Origin of the sequence: Paenibacillus sp. ICGEB2008, assembly GCF_000307675.1 — a bacterium.
Taxonomy (GTDB): Bacteria; Bacillota; Bacilli; order Paenibacillales; family Paenibacillaceae; genus Paenibacillus; species Paenibacillus polymyxa.
The window spans coordinates 37,739-54,296 of sequence record NZ_AMQU01000023.1; the positions used below are offsets into that span (position 1 = coordinate 37,739).

Here is a 16,558-nt window from a genome sequence, read left to right on the forward strand (position 1 = left end):
AGATTTACCGTTGTCAACTACTTGAACAATATTGTGCGTACAATCACAATAGCTCGTTTGGACCTATGCTACTCTGTAAATGAAAAACGTTCTCAATTGAGGGGATGAACAAATGGATAAAATACTGCATTGGGATGAGTCCATATTTAACCTTGTTAATCGTTATCCTGAAGTGAAGGACATTATGGTAGAACTGGGTTTTCACGATATTGCCAAGCCCGGCATGCTCCAAACCGCAGGACGTTTTATGACACTGTCCAAAGGAATTGCGTTGAAGAAAATAAGTATGGAAACTGTGCAGCAGACATTTATGCAACATGGTTTTACCATTCAAAAATAAAGGGGTTAACGATCATGAGCGAGCTAATTAACAACCGTGAACATACAGCACAGGAATTAACGGAGCGTCAGCGAACATTGAAGGAAATTATTAAAGAACTACATGCCGGGAAAAGCGTGGAGGAAGTTAAAGCGCGTTTTGCAGAGGCTGTTGGTGGGGTAAGCGTGGCGGAAATTTCAGCGATGGAGCATGCCTTGATGACCGAAGAGGGAATTCCGGTGTCGGAAGTCCAACGTCTCTGTTCCGTTCATACATCGATATTCAAGGGCTCTATTGAGGATATTCATCGTCCTTCGGGACCGGAGGAACAACCAGGACATCCTGTTCACACCTTCAAGCTGGAAAATCGTGAGATCGAACGTCTGGTCAACTTTAAGCTGGCCCTCCATGCAGAGCAGTTTCAAAAGGAAGACAGCCCCAAGGTTATTTACAAGCTGCTTGAAGATTTAAGTCTGTTGATGGATGTCGACAAACACTATAGCCGCAAAGAAAATCTAGTATTTCCTTATCTAGAACGCTATGGAATCTTTGGTCCAACCAAAGTGATGTGGGGGGTGGACGACGGCATTCGCGCCGCAATCAAGGATGCGAAGAAGCTGCTTACCGAATATAACGGAGATCGTGATCAGATTGGGAAGGCGCTTGCTCATATCATGAGTGAAGTGAATGAAATGATATTCAAGGAAGAGAATATTTTGCTGCCGATGGCACTCAGTAAGCTGACCGAGGATGAATGGCTGAAAATAGCCCGGGAAAGCGAGGAAATCGGGTTCTGCCTGACCGCTCCTGAGCGTGAATGGATACCTGAACGGGCAGAGGAACCTGTAGAAGCCCTTGAGCAAACAGAAGACACTTCCACTTCTGGTACTCCGCAAGGGTTCATACGATTCGAGACAGGGATTGTATCCGTACAACAATTGGAGCTACTGTTGAATCACCTGCCTGTGGATCTGACCTTTATCGATGAAAATGATGTTGTTCGCTATTTCTCTCACGGTAAAGAACGTATCTTTGCCCGCACAAAGGCCGTCATTGGTCGTACCGTGCAAAATTGCCATCCGCCGCAAAGCGTGCATGTCGTTGAGAAACTGCTGGAAGATTTTAAGGCCGGACGCAAGGATGTTGAAGATTTTTGGATTCCAATCAAGGACAAATTTGTCTACATCCGTTATTTTGCCGTTCGTGATTCCGAAGGACGCTATTTGGGAACACTGGAATTCACGCAAAATATCGCGCCTATTCGCGCCTTGGAAGGACAAAAGCGTATTCTATCAGAATAGCAGCCAGCCATAAGCCACCATGTTCAGGTTTTTGCCGCCCATATTAATAATATGCTGTTCAACTACAGGCTTGGCCCCTAGCTTTTCGTAAAAAGTACACGCTGGATTATCTGCCAGCACCCACACCATGACAGAGTGAATATCCATACTATTAAAGTGTTGAAGCAACCGCAGAAATAGTCTCTTGCCGAGCCCTAAACTATGGTATTCACTCAAAACATAAAGAGCCGTTATCTCTCCCCCGTACGGGGGATATTCCCCTGACTTTTCTGGACCTCCACTCACAAATCCGATCATTTCCCCCTTCTCATTTTCAGCCACATATACGAGATGACCGTCTTCAGTAGATAGATTCGCATTCCACAATTCTGTTCTTTGCTCATAGGAGAGCCGTTCCAGAACCTCGGCAGGCATGATATCTTTGTATGTCGTTCTCCAGCAGTCTACGTGCACCTTGGCGATGTCTTCGGCATCTGATATCATCGCTTCCCTAATCATCATGTGGGTTCCACTCCTAGTTTCCAATATTATGCCTCCTATTATACCGACGATCCGAATCGCGATCTATGATCTATAACAAGTAGCTCATTGTTTGGTGAAGCGGATATGCCATCCTAAAAAAACTTACCAAGAGAGTCTTATGCACACAACCCGCACATTGGACTCCCTATGGCACAATACTCTTTTATGAGGTCAAAATATAAGGACCGTTCTTTGTAATCGCAATGGTGTGCTCATATTGAGCGCCCCAACTGCCGTCTGCTGTGCTGATGGTCCAACCATCATCCCCCCAGAGCACCGCGCCTTCGGGTCCGAGGGTAAATACCGGCTCAATGGTAATCACCATCCCTTCGCGCAGTGGCAATCCCGTTCTAGCACGACCGTAGTGGAGAACGTCCGGCGGTTCATGTATTTGGCGGCCAATCCCATGCCCGATCAGAGATTTGACGTTACCGTACCGTCGCCAGCCTGCCGCTTTTTCGACCGCATGCCCAATATCCCCTAATGTCCGGCCGGGGCGGGCAACCTCGATGCCGCGCATCAGCGCCTTATGGGTCTGCCGCAACAGCCTTGCTACCGGACGACTGATGTCACCCACTGCGTAGGTCCATCCCCGGTCAGCTAGCCATCCGTCCTTGTTAACCACCATGTCGATGGTTACAATATCCCCATCATGAAGCACCCGCTCCGAGGGAAAGCCGTGACATACCACCTCATTGACCGAAGCGCAGGTCGCATAAGGGAACCCCTTGTAGCCCTTTTGTTCAGGCGTAGCTCCACGCTTGCATAGAAATTGCTCCACCCAAGCATCGATTTCAAGCGTTGTGATTCCCGGAAGAATACGACTTTCCAGCGCACGATGGCAATCTGCCAAAATACGTCCGGCCTCCCTGATGTAGCCGATTTCCTCCGGTGTTCGTATCGCTATTTCTATTGGAATCCGCCTCCTTTGAGCATACAAATTCACTAAACCTATCCCATTGTATGCAGGACGGACACAAAAAAACCGTCTCCTCTAGGGAAAGACGGTTTATAAAAGTCGTGTTTCTAGTTGTTCGGGTAAGCGAACCCTTTAAGATACTGAAGAATTGATGCGGCCGAGTTCGTTTTCCACCACCATGGTCAACTCTTCCTCATACCCTCCTGTTATCCGGTATTTTCGCACATATTCCTTTACAAATTTTTTGGGATCCTTAGGCCGGAAAATTCGAGTCATTTCCCGCAGACTTTCCTTAACTTCATTGTGACCTTTCGTTGCCATGTAACTCCCTCCCAAAACGTTGAAAATAAGTGCTCCGTTGAAGAGAATGCCGAAAAGTATTGATGTCCTTATGCAGTGAAGTAGTATGTCTAGTGCAGCTTAGGTCGGGAATGCCTTACGCGAGGCATGTACCTGACACTATTATTAACCGATTTTCTATTGGCTGAATCACTACCCCATTATACCATATTCAGATACAGCTTTCAGCTTTCCAGTAAATTTACATTGATTTTACCTATCTTTTACGCTTCATAGCATTTGGAGTTCTCAATTAGCTGCTGCATAGAGGTATACCTTATTTATCGGCTTTTGGAGCGTATGTGTTTGGGGTAAAATAAATAAACATAAAAAGGGGGGAAAGGGATGAGCCGTTATGCTCCACTGTTCACTGCACCTGTTGCCCGTCTGTCTGCGCTGAACCTCGGAACTTGTGAAGAGGAAGGCATCGATGCTCCCTACTTGATCAGGCAGATCATGAAATCCGAGCTAAATTTCCGAAAATGCACAGCTTTCTCCTGCTTCGCCACGGCAAGCTGATCTGGGAACGCTATTACAACGGTCATGAAGCAAGCGCTCTGAACGATTTGCGTTCCGCGACCAAAAGCTTCACTTCCACGCTCGTCGGCATGGCTATGGCACGTGGGGATATGCCCGGACCAGATACGGCTGTGCATAAGCTGTTGCCTGAGTATTTGCCCCGGCGGAAGGAAACACTGCTAGAGCGGATTACGATTCGTCATTTGTTGACTATGACGTCAGGCTTGTATTGGCAGACGGGCAAAAAGCTCGGCGAAGCCTTTATCCACCGTTTTCATCGCAGCAAGAGCTGGCCGTCCTTTGCCCTTCGCTTACCTGTACAGGAGGATCAAATCGGGGTATTCCAATATCGCAGTGTTGATTCACATCTGCTGTCCGTGCTCCTGACCCGTTGCTGTGGCATGGACGCCTATACGTACGCTCTCCAGCATTTATTCGAACCGTTAGGTTTCGGGAGAAGTGGTTGGGCACAAGATCCAGAGGGTTACACCATGGGCCATATCGGACTGTATCTGACGTCGCGAGACATGGCTAAATTCGGCGATTGCTGCCTTCATCAAGGCATCTGGAATGGAAGAGAATTGATTCCAGCCGATTGGCTGCATCAGGCGACGCAGCGACAGATTGAAGGCTATCCAGAATTCGGAGATTACGGATTCCAATGGTGGACTGGACGACTCTACGGCATTGACTATGCGTGTGCACACGGACATGGAGGACAGCAAATATATCTGATACCGGAAGCGAATGCAGTCGTGGTATTTACAGCAGACAGCAAGGTGAGCCGTTGGAAAAACCCACGAACACTGCTAGAGCGTTTCGTCTTGCCAGCCGTATCCTCCCTCAACTTGGAACGTTCCTAAAATGAGCTACATGTGCTTATTGAATATAGGGGGCTAAACAATCATGAAAGTCTCAGCACCGAAAATTCTAATTTTATACGCCAGCTACGGGGAAGGCCATGTGCAGGCCGCCCGGGCAATCATGGATAGTCTGCGAAGACTCGGACACTGCGAGGTACAACTACTCGACCTGATGGCTGAATCTCATCCATGGTTGAATGGGCTGACCAAATTTGTATATATGCAAAGTTTCAAAACCATTCCACAGCTTTACGGCTGGGTCTATAACATCACGCGCGGTATGCAGGCTAAATCAGCCTTTGGCCATGTGTTGCATTCATTCGGAATGCGTCAACTTGCTCTCACACTGAAAAAGGAATTACCGGATCTCGTGATCCATACGTTCCCGCAGCTCGCTCTTCCAGCGTTACGCCGCAAAATGGGGATGAATTTGCCTATTGTCAACGTGGTTACAGACTTTGACCTGCATGGGCGCTGGCTACATCCCGATATTGACCGCTACTATGTAGCTACTGAGGATCTGCAGCAGGAGGCCGCACAGCGGGGAATACCTATCGAACGTATTGCCGCGACTGGAATTCCGATTCACGCTTCTTTTTATAACCTATCTGTCAACGAACCCCCTGATCAGCAACAGGTAATCCCACCGTTACAAGCTGAGACGACCACGCTGCTCATTATGGCAGGTGCGTATGGTGTGTTATCCGGCATACTGGATATCTGTCATCATTTAAGCCAGCTGCCGCAGCTTCGACTGCTGATCGTCTGCGGACGCAATCAGCAGCTGAAAGCAGAATTGGATGCGCTGTATGCAGACCACCCCGACATCTACACCTACGGATTTGTGGACTACGTTCCAGCACTTATGCGAGCAAGCAGTCTGGTGATTACAAAGCCCGGCGGTATCACACTCTCGGAAAGCATCGCATCGGGTTTGCCTATCCTGGTGTTCAAACCCGTACCCGGTCAGGAACTAAATAATGCTCTGTATCTGCAGCAAAAAGGAGCTGCCCGCATTGCTCGCACAACGGAGGAACTGATTCAACATTGTCTGGATCTGATCTCCACTCCCTCTCTTGCTAAGGAAATGAAGCAGGCGATTGAGTTACTTCGCAAACCTCATCCCGCAGACCAGATTGCCGAGGATATTTTACAGCAGCTTGTGGATAAAAGAACCTCCGTCCGGACAAATTAACGAAGAATAAGCCAGACGGAGGGGATACCAATGGAACACAAAGGAAAGGATTTACTCCCACTAACGGGTGAAAAGGTAGAAGTGGATGGTATTTATGTGGATGAGGATGGACATGAGCAGCATTTGCACAGAGGCCAGCACTTTCCCGCTGATGTTGTTTTGGGTACTTCTGAGTGGAAAATGACCGAATATGCCTTTGAGAACCATCACGAAGGACGTACCGATGAACGACTTATCCCCAAAGAGGATGACAAGAATAAAATGGGTAAAATCACACACCCGCGCCGTCATTTAAAAACTGGCGACCGATAATTACGGAAGTATATCCACAATTACTACCAATATGTTGATAGTTTGTGGACAAACTGTGTGCAAACTATGGATTATTGTAATATTGTCTACAGTTTGTGCACAAGTTGTGTATAAACCACGTTGTTTTTGTGGATAAACACTATTATGCGGTGGATAAAGTGCGTACAACATGTGCAAAACATGTGTATAACTGTTTAAAAGGCTGAACGAATCTTTTTCGTTCAGCCTTTTTCGTATTTTTATACACATCTCTAATTCGCAAATAGCGCATGGAGAAGTGTAAAATGGAAACGGGGACGAACAGAGTCACAAGAGGAATTACCGAAATGTAAAAAGGCGGAGTCATCATGGACGTGATGAAAGCGGAACAGGAATGCAGGAACGCGAATATAGAAGCATCTAGCGAAACTCGTTGACCAAAATTTGGAGTAGAGGTGATCCGAATGGCATCTATTAAAATCCTTTCTCTTAATGTCGGCATGCCCAAGCAGATCCGGTTTAATCAGAAGGATGTTTCTACGGGGATAATCAAATCGGCCACAGATGAATATCTGTATTTATCTATCTAAACTTCGAAGGGGATGGGCAGGGCGATCTAGTTCATCACGGAGGGCACGAGAAAGCTGTATGCGTCTATCCCTACGAGCACTACCCGTTCTGGGAAAATGAATTGCGGAGTCCGCTCGATTACGGCGCATTCGGTGAAAATTTAACGATAAAGGGTTTGCTAGAATCCGACGTTTGCATTGGAGACGTCTTTAAGCTTGGCAAAGCTATCGTTCAAGTTAGCCAGCCGAGACAGCCTTGCTATAAGTTGTCCATCAAGTACGGCGTACCGGACATGCCCTTGAAGGTACAGCAAACAGGCTACACGGGATTCTACTTCCGCGTTCTGGAAGAGGGAGTTGTCTCTAAAGCCGACGGACTATCCCTCCTTCATCACCATCCGAAAGCAATTACGGTTTCATTTGCCAATCGAATTATGCATCAAGAGAAGGATCATATCGAGGGTATTAAACAAATTCTCGAAGTGGAAGAATTGTCCGTAAACTGGAGAAATACGTTTCTAAAACGTTTGGCGGGAACAGAAACGGATTCTCGGGAAAGACTATCAGGCAATTCGTAAGGTGAAAGTGGTTCAATATGTAGAGTTAACTTTTTTACCGAGATCGGGCATATCCTTCAATCCTGTCCTCATAGCTTGTATAGTACGGAGACTTAGCTTGAATCATTTATAAAGGAGGATATGCCTGACATGTCAGTCTATAAGTCTTCCACAGGACTGGATGAAAATATAGCAGCTGTCCTGTGCTATTTGTTCGCATTTATTGGAGCGCTGGCCTTTGTCATGCTGGAAAAGAAAAGCCGATTCGTATTATTTCACGCACTGCAATCCATACTTCTTTTTGTAGCCCTCATGATCGGGCATGTGCTAGTCGGATTCATTCCGCTACTCGGTCCTTTGCTCGCTTCCCTGCTAACGCTGACAAGCCTTGCCATGTGGATTATCTTGTTAATTCGTGCGGGACAAGGAAAGTGGCTCAAGCTTCCCTGGATAGGCGATCTGGCTCTTCATCAAGCCCGGCAGTTATAAAGACAGCAAAAAACCTTGATCCTAAACAAGGATTCAAGGTTTTTCCGTTTGGGCAGTTCATTCTTTTACGCTTGCTTCTTCTGTCCTTATATGAATGTGTCCTAGCTTATCTGGATTAACCATTAAATAAAAATTCTGAATATGCTCCCCGTCCGGTGCCAGTCTGAGACACAAGGTTTCTCTCACTTCACCGTCTTTCAGAAATGCCAGCTGAACCTCACCATTGATGACCGTGTGGACCACATCTCTTTCTCGTAAAACGGTTAATACCCGACGAGAGGTCAACAGTGCGAGAACGCCTTTGCGTACAACCATCGGTCTCATCACCGTATGCACATTACCTCCACCATCTGACACGAATACAGGTTGTTCAGCCAGTAGTTCCAGCATAGCAGTCACATCGTAGGCGAGAAAAGCAGTTGTAAAACGTTCCAGCAGTTTTACCCGGGAAGAGTTATTTATATTAGGACTGATTGGAGCTTCAGGAGCAGAGTCTCCGGAAGATAGAATACGACGGGAGCGACTGAACAACTGACGACAATTGCTCTCGGTCTTGCCCAGTAATTCCGCAATATCTTTATAATCATACTGAAAAGCTTCTCTCAGCACAAAAACAGCCCGTTCTATCGGCTTTAGCTGCTCCAGCAGAACCAGAAATGCGTAAGATATCATATCTTTACGTTCTAACCAATCGGCAGGAAGATCCGCGCTTTCACCCAACGGCTCTGGTAGCCACTGTCCTACATACGTCTCTCTTTGCTTGCGCGCAGAATTCAGTAGATTGAGACACCGATTCATCGTCATTTTGGCTACATAGGCTTTGGGGTTCTGTATGTCATTCAGGGGCTTATGCTCCAGCTCGACAAAGCAGTCTTGAACGACATCCTCGGCATCTGTAACCGTTCCAAGCATGCGATAAGCAATGGCAAAAGAATATTTGCGATATTTCTGATACAGCTCCTCCAGACTTACATCCACCGATTCCTGTTCAATTCCGTATTCTTTGCCAGACAAAGCATAGCCCCCTATTCATTAAAGACTGCCTGGATACATCCCGGTCGCTATGGCAATCCGGTTCCAGCTGTTGATCACATTAATTGCGGTAATCAAATCTACGTACTCTTCCTCTGTAAAATGTTCTCTGACCCGATTATACAAGTCTGTAGGTACCCCTTGCTCTGAGATATGAGTGACCGCTTCGGCTAATTCAAGCATAGCACGTTCTTTTTCCGTGAACAAAGGAACCTCCCGCCATAAAGCAAGCTGCAAAATATGGTCAGCATAATCGCCTAGTTTTAGCAAATCCTTTGCATGCATATCAAGACAATAGGAACAGCCATTGATTTGGGATACTCTAATTTTCAATAGTTCGTACAATACTTTGTCTGTAAAACGGCCGGAAATATATTTTTCCATCTCCATCATTGCCTTGAATGTACTAGGACTCACTGCTCTGTGATTAAATCTTAAACTCACGATACATCGCCTCCATTATTGGTTTACATATAGAAGACAAATGAACATGTGGTTTTGTGACAAAGTGCAATACATCAATTTGGAATTGCCCTCAGTAGGCATAGCATGTATTATAAATAAATGATTTTATGTAAAGAAGGTGTACATCACATGAGCGGAAAAGGTTTTATTAAAGAATTTAAAGAATTCGCTGTACGGGGTAACGTGATTGACCTCGCGGTCGGCGTTATCATTGGTGGTGCGTTTGGCAAGATTGTCACTTCTGTGGTGAACGATATTATTATGCCTCCGATTGGTAAACTTCTGGGCGGCATGAATTTTCCAGACTTATATGTAGCTTTACAAGCCGCCGATCCTCTAAATGCTGACGGTACACGCAAAACCCTAGCACAAGCCAAAGAAGCAGGAATTGCGGTCCTTGCCTATGGTCAGTTTATTAATGTCCTGCTGGACTTTCTCATCGTGGCCTTCTGTGTGTTCATGCTGGTCAAAGGGATTAACATGCTGAAGCGCAAAGAGGAAGAAAAACCTCTGGAGGAAAAAACGATCAAGGAATGCCCACATTGCCTGTCGGAAATTCCTATAGCTGCTACCCGCTGTGCACATTGCACATCCAAGCTAGAGGGATTCGTTGAATCACGCTGACTCAACCTACACTCCTATGAATACAACAAACGGCTTAAGACGGTGGTTCGTCTTAAGCCGTTTTGGCATCGTATAGAAATCCCATTAATTGAAGTTGGTAATAATACCCCGAGGTCTGACTGGCAAACCTTCTGCGTACAAATGGGAGACATCACCGAAGCCAATGCAACGGGGAACTGCCCATTCCTTGGAGCGTTCATCAAACAAGATGGTGGTTACAGAGCTAGGCGGCATCCAAAAACCGGACCAGACCAAAGCCAAAGGTAGTTCCAACAGATGTGCAAGCCAGGTCAGCCCGAAGCCGCCATGACAAAATACGGCTACCCTGTCTTCGGTATGCTTCAAAATTCGGTACCTGCCCTCCACCCGCTCAAAGCCTTGCCGCTTCAGGAATTCATCAGAATGAACCTTCAGTCGCTCGAAGGTTTCGGGACTTTGCGTCCCCTGATAATAGGAAATTTCCTTCCAAGAGTCATGAGTCGGCAGAGGCGACCCGGAACGAATCACTTCACCAGGCAAATCCCAATGGGAAAGACGACCGTATGGAGTATCCTCCAGCTTTAGAGCCAGCTCCTGCGTCCAGTCCTCCACTTCATAAGTCATACCGAGAGAGTCGGTGGTGTAGCGCATTGTGTCCAAAGCCCGCCCTAACGGAGAGACGTAAATACGGTCCAATCCATGACTGGACAGTCGTTTGGCCAGTGCCTTGGCTTCCAAATGTCCCTCCGGCGTGATGGTGTTGTTAGGGTAATCAGGGTCTGCATGTCGGATAATATACAATCTCATCATTGGTTCTCCGTTCCTAAGAATGGCGACAGGATCGCTTGATCTCATTCCATCGGTTAGCTCTCCTGATCTTTAATTAATGTTTATTCAGCAAATTTTCCAAAATCGCGCGCAAATCTCTGTCTTCTTGGTAAACTTCCTCACCCGTATCCAGCTCAATAACCCGGATATATGTATAGTTCGCTCTGGCATCGACTGGTTTAAAAATCAATTCCTCCGGGTTGTCTGGACGCACATCATAGCCCATATTTTTGAACATATCTGTTATTTGGTCAATCCCCGGCTTGCCTCCGCTTTCCAGCATAATCAGCCCGCGCAGTTCTTTGGGCTCCTCTGGATGCATCACTCGGAAATGTACAATACATTCCATGTAAAATCGCTCCTTTCAATCATAAACCTATGTTATGGCGCAAATCTCCATGTTCCCAGCATACCCCAAAAGCTACTCCACATTCCACATCGACCATCATATCGTCAGGGTGGAAAACACGTTATACTGTAAAGTAAGACTTTGATTTTCTGCTGATTATAGGAGGAACCACGATGACTAGCGAGCTTCTGGATATCTATGACGATGAAGACAACCCCCTTGGCACAGCCTCTCGACAGGAAGCACATGCCAAGGGATACTGGCACCATACCTTTCACTGCTGGCTGGCACGAGACACTTCGACAGGCCGCCGCTTGCTATTCCAACAGCGTCAGGATACAAAGGACACCTTCCCCGGATGCTACGATATTACAGCAGCAGGGCATTTGACCTCAGGCGAAGATATGTCCCAGGCAGCTCGCGAGCTGGAGGAAGAACTGGGCATTCATGTTCCCTTTACCTCCTTAACACCGCTGATGACCGTTCGGTATGAAAGTAAAGGTACCGCACAGGGCACCTCTTTTTGGGATCGGGAGATCAGCTCGGTGTTTGGACTGCTGTCCAACCAGCCCCTGGAAGCCTATTGTCTCCAGCAGGAAGAAGTAGCTGGACTGTACGAAGCAGACCTTGAGCAAGCACTGGCCCTGTTTGAAGGCCATATTCCATTTATCGAAGCCCAAGGTATTACGTCGGGGCCGAACCCGGAAAAAACTCGCCGCCTGATTACACCGGATCAATTTGTGCCTCATCAAGCGGGCTATATTACATCTGTATGCCGGGCTCTAATGGAACTTCCCTCCCAGTAGTCCTTAACCTATTCTCCGGCTGACATATATTTGCCGACAATGCCTTCATACCGCCAGCCATATCGGGTCGACAGCTCGCTGCCCATATCATGCTCCAGTTCATACAAAATAAGATCCTGAGCAAAATGATCAAGCAGCAAACCTGTCATCACCGGATGCTCGGTAATAAGCGCCTGTGTCGGGCAATTCTCTCCCCGCATTCCCAGCATGCACCAACGCCGGTCAATAACAAAGGAAAACTTGCGCCCTGACGGTTCCTGGCCGTTTGTACCAGATGCACGCGGTAGCCACGGCCCCAACATGCTTTCTCCGTTGTCGCAGGACCATAGGAGTCGCACACCCCGACTCTCGGCTTTTTTCAACTCTTCCCGCAGCAGTTCGGCTTCCTCACGCCACAAATCCAGCACAATCTCATGCTTAGCCCGTTCCAGCTCGCGTGTCAGGCTTTCCAGCACCTTCCGGTCACCTTCCACGTTATAAAAGGTCGGCTTGGCTGGTTCTGTTCGTGGCATCTCCTTCTCCACCGCCAGCAGGGATTCCCGCATCTGCCCTTCAATCATCCGGGTCAGCTCACCCGGCGGCAGCATGCTGTAGCGTACAGGTTCTCCTGCACTCGCTCTGAGATATCCCTGTCCGGCCAAACGCTGCAAAGCTGCGTACACGTTGGAGCGCGATGCCCCCAAACGCTTAGCCACTTCATAGCCGGACGCTGCATTTTGTCTCGAAAGCTCGACCATCACCTTGGCTTCCATCTCCGTAAAACCCAGATTCCGCAGATGTTGCAGCAAACGCTCCATATGTTCTGTTCCCCCTATGCTGCCCGGCGTTATGTCTGTGTCCTGCGGCAGCCTGTTCGGCTGCGTCAAATCTGTTCAGCTCCACAGCGCGGACACCATTTGGAGCCTTTGGGTAGTTCCGCTGTGCAGATTTGGCATTTTACATTTTCGCGTATTTGCGTAGACGGTGTTGCCGGCTTCTCGGACCCGGAATTGTTGGCCTTCCAATATCGAATGCGCTCATCCAGCTCCTCTTGACGCTCCCGCTCACGTTCCAGTTCTTCAAGACGCTGGTGTTCTTTCTCCAGTTCTTCCTGACGACGGCGCTCCCACTCTTCATCAAATGCCGCTTTTTCTTCCGGAGTAAAATCAGACACCGTGTAATTGCGGTCAAATTCCGTTGGATCATGCGTTTCATACCGCTCATCCTGTTCATGCCGATCGATGACTTCATCTACTGCATACTCCGTGTAAGCAGGCGCAGCATCCTTCACTGCCTCTGACTTGCGCAGATCAAACGAATAGGCGTCTGTCGGCACCTCTTCCCGCACGGCCGCTACTTGCTTGGAGGCAGCCTGCCCTTCATTCAGCTTGCGTCCGCATTTGGGGCAAAAGTTCGCATCCAGCGGCACAACTGCACCACAAGTACATAAATGGGCATTTTTCAATTCTGCAATTCTACTACGCAGCTCATCAATTTCATCCTGAAGCTCATCACAAGCAGTAGACAACTGTGTCATCTCGGTTTCAGCCACTGACATATCGGCCGCCCGATAGCCTTCGTAAAAGATTTGACCCATTCGTAAAAAGTGTACATCCATTTCCTGCTGAATTGTTGTAATTTGCGAATTGATCTTACTAATCTCGACAGCATGCTGCGCCTTTTCTGTTGCGCGATTAGCGCCTTCTTTTATACGTTGAATCAGCTTCATCGTTATTTCCTCCCCATATCCAGCCGGATTTCACTGTACCGTCCGTATATCCCAAAGTTTTTTTTCTGTTGGCAAGCCTCGAACTCCTGTATAATGGAATGCGGTCATATTGCCTGTTTGAAGGCTATAGGCATTGGCGTCAACCTATTAACATTCTGACGCTCCAGCTCTAGATCCGCATGAATTCAGTATCATTTTAGTCCATCGCCTTGTTCTTATCATCATCTAAAGCTGACTAGAACTCTATCATACCAAAAACTACCCCCATTTGTGAAAATGGAAGATTTTAAGAACGAAAGGGGTTTCAGGATCATGAACCCAAATCCTGCATTTTACCCCCGACCCATCGGGGTTCCTTATTCAACGACGAGCCCTCAGGCACGTCGAGCTTCTATGGATACCAGTATAACGCTGGTACCCGACAGCGACCAAGACGCAGCCTATTTTCGTGCTATAGAGAACGCCGGCATTCATCTGAACCGCCCGCAGATTCAGGCTGTACGCCATGGTAAAGGCCCCCTTCTCACCCTGGCAGGGGCTGGCTGCGGCAAAACCACGGTGCTGGCAGCCCGTGCAGGCTACCTTATGGCGATGCGGGATGTCCCTGCATCTTCCATCCTGCTGGTGACCTTCACCAGCAAAGCAGCTGCCGAAATGAAGCTGCGCATCGCGGGATTACCCGGTGTGCGACCTGCCGCTGCACGCGCAGTACAGGCGCGTACCTTCCACTCATTCGCTTTGGCGATGCTGCGTCATCGCGGCGTGCAAGACGAAGTGTTCGGTGAAACGCAGGCCCAACATACCGTTATGAAAATGATGCTACGCCAGCTTGGACTGAGTGAGGCTTTCCAGCCGGAAAGCCTGCTGTCCGCACTCTCCGCCTGGAAAGCGGAAGGCCGTAGCGCAGACGAGTTGCCGGAAACCATGCGCGAGGAAGCGGATGCCAAGCGTGCCATGCTCGCCTATGAAGCGTGGAAACAGGAACGCAATAAGATGGATTTTGACGATATTCTGCTACGTGCCTCTGTTCTCCTGCGTGACCCGGATGTGCTTCAGCCGCTTCAACGGCGTTTTTCCTATATCATGGTGGATGAATTCCAGGATACGAATGCCCTGCAATACGAAATGGTGCAGCGATTGGCTGCGAGGCATCGCAATCTGATGGTCGTCGGAGATGATGACCAGACGATCTATACCTTTAACGGAGCCCGCCAGGATTCCATTCTGGAATTTGACAAGGTCTATAAAGATGCAAAGGTCATCACCCTTGATATTAATTATCGTAGTGATGCGCGCATTTTGGGGCTGGGTTCCAACATCGTCGCTAAAAATGTTCATCGACGTTCCAAACGTCTTGCGGCTGCCGGGCGTGAGGGCTTGCCGCCACAGTTTGCCACCCCATCCGGGCCTGAGGAAGAGGCGGGACATATTGTTACTCATCTACTCGGACAGGTAGAGGAAGGTCGGCTTCGCTACCGGGATATCGCTATTTTGCACCGGACAGCCAGCGGAAGCAGATCTATTTTTGAGCAATTGATTATGCGGGATGTCCCATTTATTCAGTACGGAGCGGGAGCCGTATTTTACGATCAATCTCTGATTCGTCCCTTAATGGACCACTTGCGTCTGTCGCTGAATCCCCGGCGAATGGAATCTATTCCAAGCACCCTTGGACCGCTGTATGTCTCTCGTGAGGCCGGAATGGAATGGATTATGCGTGAAGAGAAGAAGCAGGCTAAAAAATACCCGCTAATCCACCTCAGCCGTTGGGATCGACTACGTGATTTTCAGCGTGAACAGGTGAAAGAACGCATTCGATTGATTCGCAGTCTCACTACCATGAAGCCTGCCTATGCCATTCAAGAAATGCGGCGCGTCTTTTATGACAAATATTTGGAAAGCGGAGATACAGGCGCATGGACACATTATAAGGAAACGATGCAAGAAAGTCTGGAGGAGCTCGAAACGGCAGCCAAGCGCTTTGACACGGTAGAGGCATTCGTCAACTTTGCGGACGAGCTTTCCGAGCGCCACCGCCAGATGGAATCTCTGCGCAGAGAGGAAGACAGCGATGCTGTTCGGCTCATGACGATCCACCGAGCCAAGGGACTAGAGTTCCCTTGCGTATATTGGATCGGGGCCAGCGAAGGCATCCTGCCGCACAGCTCAGCTCTACACAGCGAGCTGCCAGAGGATCGTCGGGCAGGCGCCGCCCCCGCAACAGCCGTGGATAACGATGCTGCGCTGGAGGAAGAGCGTCGCCTCGCTTACGTAGCCGTTACCCGGGCGAAGGAGCTGCTGTATATCACCTCCCCTGCCTCCAATCACGGCAAGCCTGCCGCCGTGTCGCGTTTTCTGCTGGAAGCCTATGGGGTCACCCCTGAAGTCTCCAAACCAGAAACGCGCCGCAGTAGCTTCGGCCAACCGAAGGGTACTTCGGGGTATGGCAGCCGGGCTGGCGGTGGTTCGCCAATGTCTGGCACGGCAACCCGTGTGAGCAGCAGGCCGGGACCAGCCCCAGCAACCCCTACAGCACGTACGGCTTCGGCGGCGGCTAAGTCGCAGACAGAGCCACGCGTCAATGTGCCTGTGTGGAAATGCACGGACGCCGCCTGCAAGGCATGGATGCGGCGCGACACAGTAGGTGGACGCCGCACAACGGAGACCAATGCAGGCACGCCGCCGGTGTGTCCGCTTTGCTCCTCCCCGATGACGGAGGGAACGCGCAACATCCCGGCCAGATAAATGTGAGGCGCACATAGCCGGATGGAACTGTCTTTTGCGAAAATAAGTTTTAGACAGACTAAATAAAATAAATAACGGCAGACTAGGATGTGAGAATAAAATCCTAGTCTGCCGTTTTTTTATATATAATTTTATCTAA

General features: G+C 48.7%; 17 protein-coding genes and 2 pseudogenes. 10 read left to right on the forward strand and 9 right to left on the reverse strand.

Annotated features, from left to right (window positions below; translation table 11 throughout):
• The first annotated feature begins 112 nt into the window (after positions 1–112).
• Complete coding sequence (locus C400_RS0120125; RefSeq protein ID WP_017428003.1) at positions 113–340, forward strand: DUF1858 domain-containing protein; 228 nt, start codon at positions 113–115, stop codon at positions 338–340.
• Between the two features lie 14 nt (positions 341–354).
• Positions 355–1,620 carry a DUF438 domain-containing protein gene (locus C400_RS0120130; protein ID WP_016819544.1) on the forward strand — a complete coding sequence of 422 codons (1,266 nt, stop codon included), beginning with the start codon at positions 355–357 and terminating at the stop codon, positions 1,618–1,620.
• Here the strand turns inward: C400_RS0120130 and C400_RS0120135 are convergent.
• From C400_RS0120135 to C400_RS0120145, 3 genes are all read right to left on the reverse strand, one after another.
• Positions 1,612–2,121: a GNAT family N-acetyltransferase gene (locus tag C400_RS0120135; RefSeq protein ID WP_017428004.1), complete on the reverse strand. Its 510-nt coding sequence runs from the start codon at positions 2,119–2,121 to the stop codon at positions 1,612–1,614. The two genes, C400_RS0120130 and C400_RS0120135, sit on opposite strands and share 9 nt — an antisense overlap.
• Before the next feature lie 184 nt (positions 2,122–2,305).
• Complete coding sequence (gene map / locus C400_RS0120140; RefSeq protein WP_016819542.1) at positions 2,306–3,088, reverse strand: type I methionyl aminopeptidase; 783 nt, start codon at positions 3,086–3,088, stop codon at positions 2,306–2,308.
• A 105-nt stretch (positions 3,089–3,193) separates the two neighbouring features.
• Positions 3,194–3,382, reverse strand: a complete 189-nt coding sequence (locus C400_RS0120145) for a hypothetical protein (RefSeq protein WP_007428354.1) — start codon at positions 3,380–3,382, stop codon at positions 3,194–3,196.
• A 363-nt stretch (positions 3,383–3,745) separates the two neighbouring features.
• Between C400_RS0120145 and C400_RS0120150 the strand changes: the two are divergent.
• The 5 genes and pseudogenes from C400_RS0120150 (at position 3,746) to C400_RS0120170 (ending at position 7,883) form a co-directional block, all read left to right on the forward strand.
• Positions 3,746–4,782, forward strand: a pseudogene (locus tag C400_RS0120150) (serine hydrolase domain-containing protein).
• Positions 4,783–4,825: 43 nt separating this feature from the next.
• The gene (locus C400_RS0120155; protein ID WP_016819540.1) at positions 4,826–5,977 is read left to right on the forward strand and encodes an MGDG synthase family glycosyltransferase; all 1,152 of its coding nucleotides are present in this window, start codon (positions 4,826–4,828) and stop codon (positions 5,975–5,977) included.
• A gap of 30 nt (positions 5,978–6,007) precedes the next feature.
• A complete protein-coding gene (locus tag C400_RS0120160; protein ID WP_016819539.1) occupies positions 6,008–6,289 on the forward strand; it encodes a hypothetical protein in 282 nt (93 codons plus the stop codon).
• Positions 6,290–6,732: 443 nt separating this feature from the next.
• Positions 6,733–7,415: pseudogene (locus C400_RS0120165) on the forward strand (MOSC domain-containing protein).
• 129 nt (positions 7,416–7,544) lie between these two features.
• Positions 7,545–7,883, forward strand: coding sequence for a DUF4870 domain-containing protein (locus C400_RS0120170; RefSeq protein ID WP_016819537.1), 339 nt, complete (start codon positions 7,545–7,547; stop codon positions 7,881–7,883).
• Between the two features lie 57 nt (positions 7,884–7,940).
• On the opposite strand, the gene C400_RS0120175 is transcribed toward C400_RS0120170, so the two are convergent.
• The gene (locus C400_RS0120175; RefSeq protein ID WP_017428007.1) at positions 7,941–8,897 is read right to left on the reverse strand and encodes a sigma-70 family RNA polymerase sigma factor; all 957 of its coding nucleotides are present in this window, start codon (positions 8,895–8,897) and stop codon (positions 7,941–7,943) included.
• Between the two features lie 18 nt (positions 8,898–8,915).
• On the reverse strand, positions 8,916–9,359 hold the full coding sequence (locus C400_RS0120180) for a carboxymuconolactone decarboxylase family protein (RefSeq protein WP_016819535.1): 444 nt from the start codon (positions 9,357–9,359) through the stop codon (positions 8,916–8,918).
• 150 nt (positions 9,360–9,509) lie between these two features.
• Here C400_RS0120180 and mscL point away from each other — a divergent pair, with 150 nt between their 5' ends.
• Positions 9,510–10,004, forward strand: a complete 495-nt coding sequence (gene mscL / locus C400_RS0120185; protein WP_016819534.1) for a large conductance mechanosensitive channel protein MscL — start codon at positions 9,510–9,512, stop codon at positions 10,002–10,004.
• Between the two features lie 84 nt (positions 10,005–10,088).
• Here the strand turns inward: mscL and C400_RS0120190 are convergent, their stop codons facing one another.
• Both C400_RS0120190 and C400_RS0120195 read right to left on the reverse strand, forming a co-directional pair.
• Positions 10,089–10,790, reverse strand: a complete 702-nt coding sequence (locus C400_RS0120190; RefSeq protein WP_016819533.1) for a histidine phosphatase family protein — start codon at positions 10,788–10,790, stop codon at positions 10,089–10,091.
• Between the two features lie 76 nt (positions 10,791–10,866).
• On the reverse strand, positions 10,867–11,160 hold the full coding sequence (locus C400_RS0120195) for a hypothetical protein (RefSeq protein ID WP_016819532.1): 294 nt from the start codon (positions 11,158–11,160) through the stop codon (positions 10,867–10,869).
• Between the two features lie 173 nt (positions 11,161–11,333).
• On the opposite strand from C400_RS0120195, the gene C400_RS0120200 reads away from it, so the two are divergent.
• Positions 11,334–11,966 (forward strand): NUDIX hydrolase, encoded by a 633-nt coding sequence (locus C400_RS0120200; protein ID WP_016819531.1) that lies wholly within the window; start codon positions 11,334–11,336, stop codon positions 11,964–11,966.
• An 8-nt stretch (positions 11,967–11,974) separates the two neighbouring features.
• On the opposite strand, the gene C400_RS0120205 is transcribed toward C400_RS0120200, so the two are convergent.
• Together C400_RS0120205 and C400_RS0120210 are read right to left on the reverse strand one after the other, a co-directional pair.
• On the reverse strand, positions 11,975–12,763 hold the full coding sequence (locus C400_RS0120205) for a TrmB family transcriptional regulator (protein WP_017428008.1): 789 nt from the start codon (positions 12,761–12,763) through the stop codon (positions 11,975–11,977).
• 65 nt (positions 12,764–12,828) lie between these two features.
• Positions 12,829–13,674, reverse strand: coding sequence for a zinc ribbon domain-containing protein (locus C400_RS0120210; RefSeq protein WP_016819529.1), 846 nt, complete (start codon positions 13,672–13,674; stop codon positions 12,829–12,831).
• A 312-nt stretch (positions 13,675–13,986) separates the two neighbouring features.
• On the opposite strand from C400_RS0120210, the gene C400_RS0120215 reads away from it, so the two are divergent.
• Positions 13,987–16,419 carry a UvrD-helicase domain-containing protein gene (locus tag C400_RS0120215; RefSeq protein WP_016819528.1) on the forward strand — a complete coding sequence of 811 codons (2,433 nt, stop codon included), beginning with the start codon at positions 13,987–13,989 and terminating at the stop codon, positions 16,417–16,419.
• The last annotated feature ends 139 nt before the right edge of the window (positions 16,420–16,558 follow it).

Bases quoted from the DNA above. Each gene is read 5' to 3' on its own strand.
- C400_RS0120205 (WP_017428008.1), bottom strand. From the start codon at position 12,763: ATGGAGCGTTTGCTGCAACATCTGCGGAATCTGGGTTTTACGGAGATG.
- C400_RS0120170 (WP_016819537.1), top strand. From the start codon at position 7,545: ATGTCAGTCTATAAGTCTTCCACAGGACTGGATGAAAATATAGCAGCT.
- C400_RS0120195 (WP_016819532.1), bottom strand. From the start codon at position 11,160: ATGGAATGTATTGTACATTTCCGAGTGATGCATCCAGAGGAGCCCAAA.
- C400_RS0120130 (WP_016819544.1), top strand. From the start codon at position 355: ATGAGCGAGCTAATTAACAACCGTGAACATACAGCACAGGAATTAACG.
- C400_RS0120155 (WP_016819540.1), top strand. From the start codon at position 4,826: ATGAAAGTCTCAGCACCGAAAATTCTAATTTTATACGCCAGCTACGGG.
- C400_RS0120145 (WP_007428354.1), bottom strand. From the start codon at position 3,382: ATGGCAACGAAAGGTCACAATGAAGTTAAGGAAAGTCTGCGGGAAATG.
- C400_RS0120125 (WP_017428003.1), top strand. From the start codon at position 113: ATGGATAAAATACTGCATTGGGATGAGTCCATATTTAACCTTGTTAAT.
- C400_RS0120200 (WP_016819531.1), top strand. From the start codon at position 11,334: ATGACTAGCGAGCTTCTGGATATCTATGACGATGAAGACAACCCCCTT.
- C400_RS0120210 (WP_016819529.1), bottom strand. From the start codon at position 13,674: ATGAAGCTGATTCAACGTATAAAAGAAGGCGCTAATCGCGCAACAGAA.
- C400_RS0120215 (WP_016819528.1), top strand. From the start codon at position 13,987: ATGAACCCAAATCCTGCATTTTACCCCCGACCCATCGGGGTTCCTTAT.
- C400_RS0120190 (WP_016819533.1), bottom strand. From the start codon at position 10,790: ATGAGATTGTATATTATCCGACATGCAGACCCTGATTACCCTAACAAC.
- mscL (WP_016819534.1), top strand. From the start codon at position 9,510: ATGAGCGGAAAAGGTTTTATTAAAGAATTTAAAGAATTCGCTGTACGG.
- C400_RS0120160 (WP_016819539.1), top strand. From the start codon at position 6,008: ATGGAACACAAAGGAAAGGATTTACTCCCACTAACGGGTGAAAAGGTA.
- C400_RS0120135 (WP_017428004.1), bottom strand. From the start codon at position 2,121: ATGATGATTAGGGAAGCGATGATATCAGATGCCGAAGACATCGCCAAG.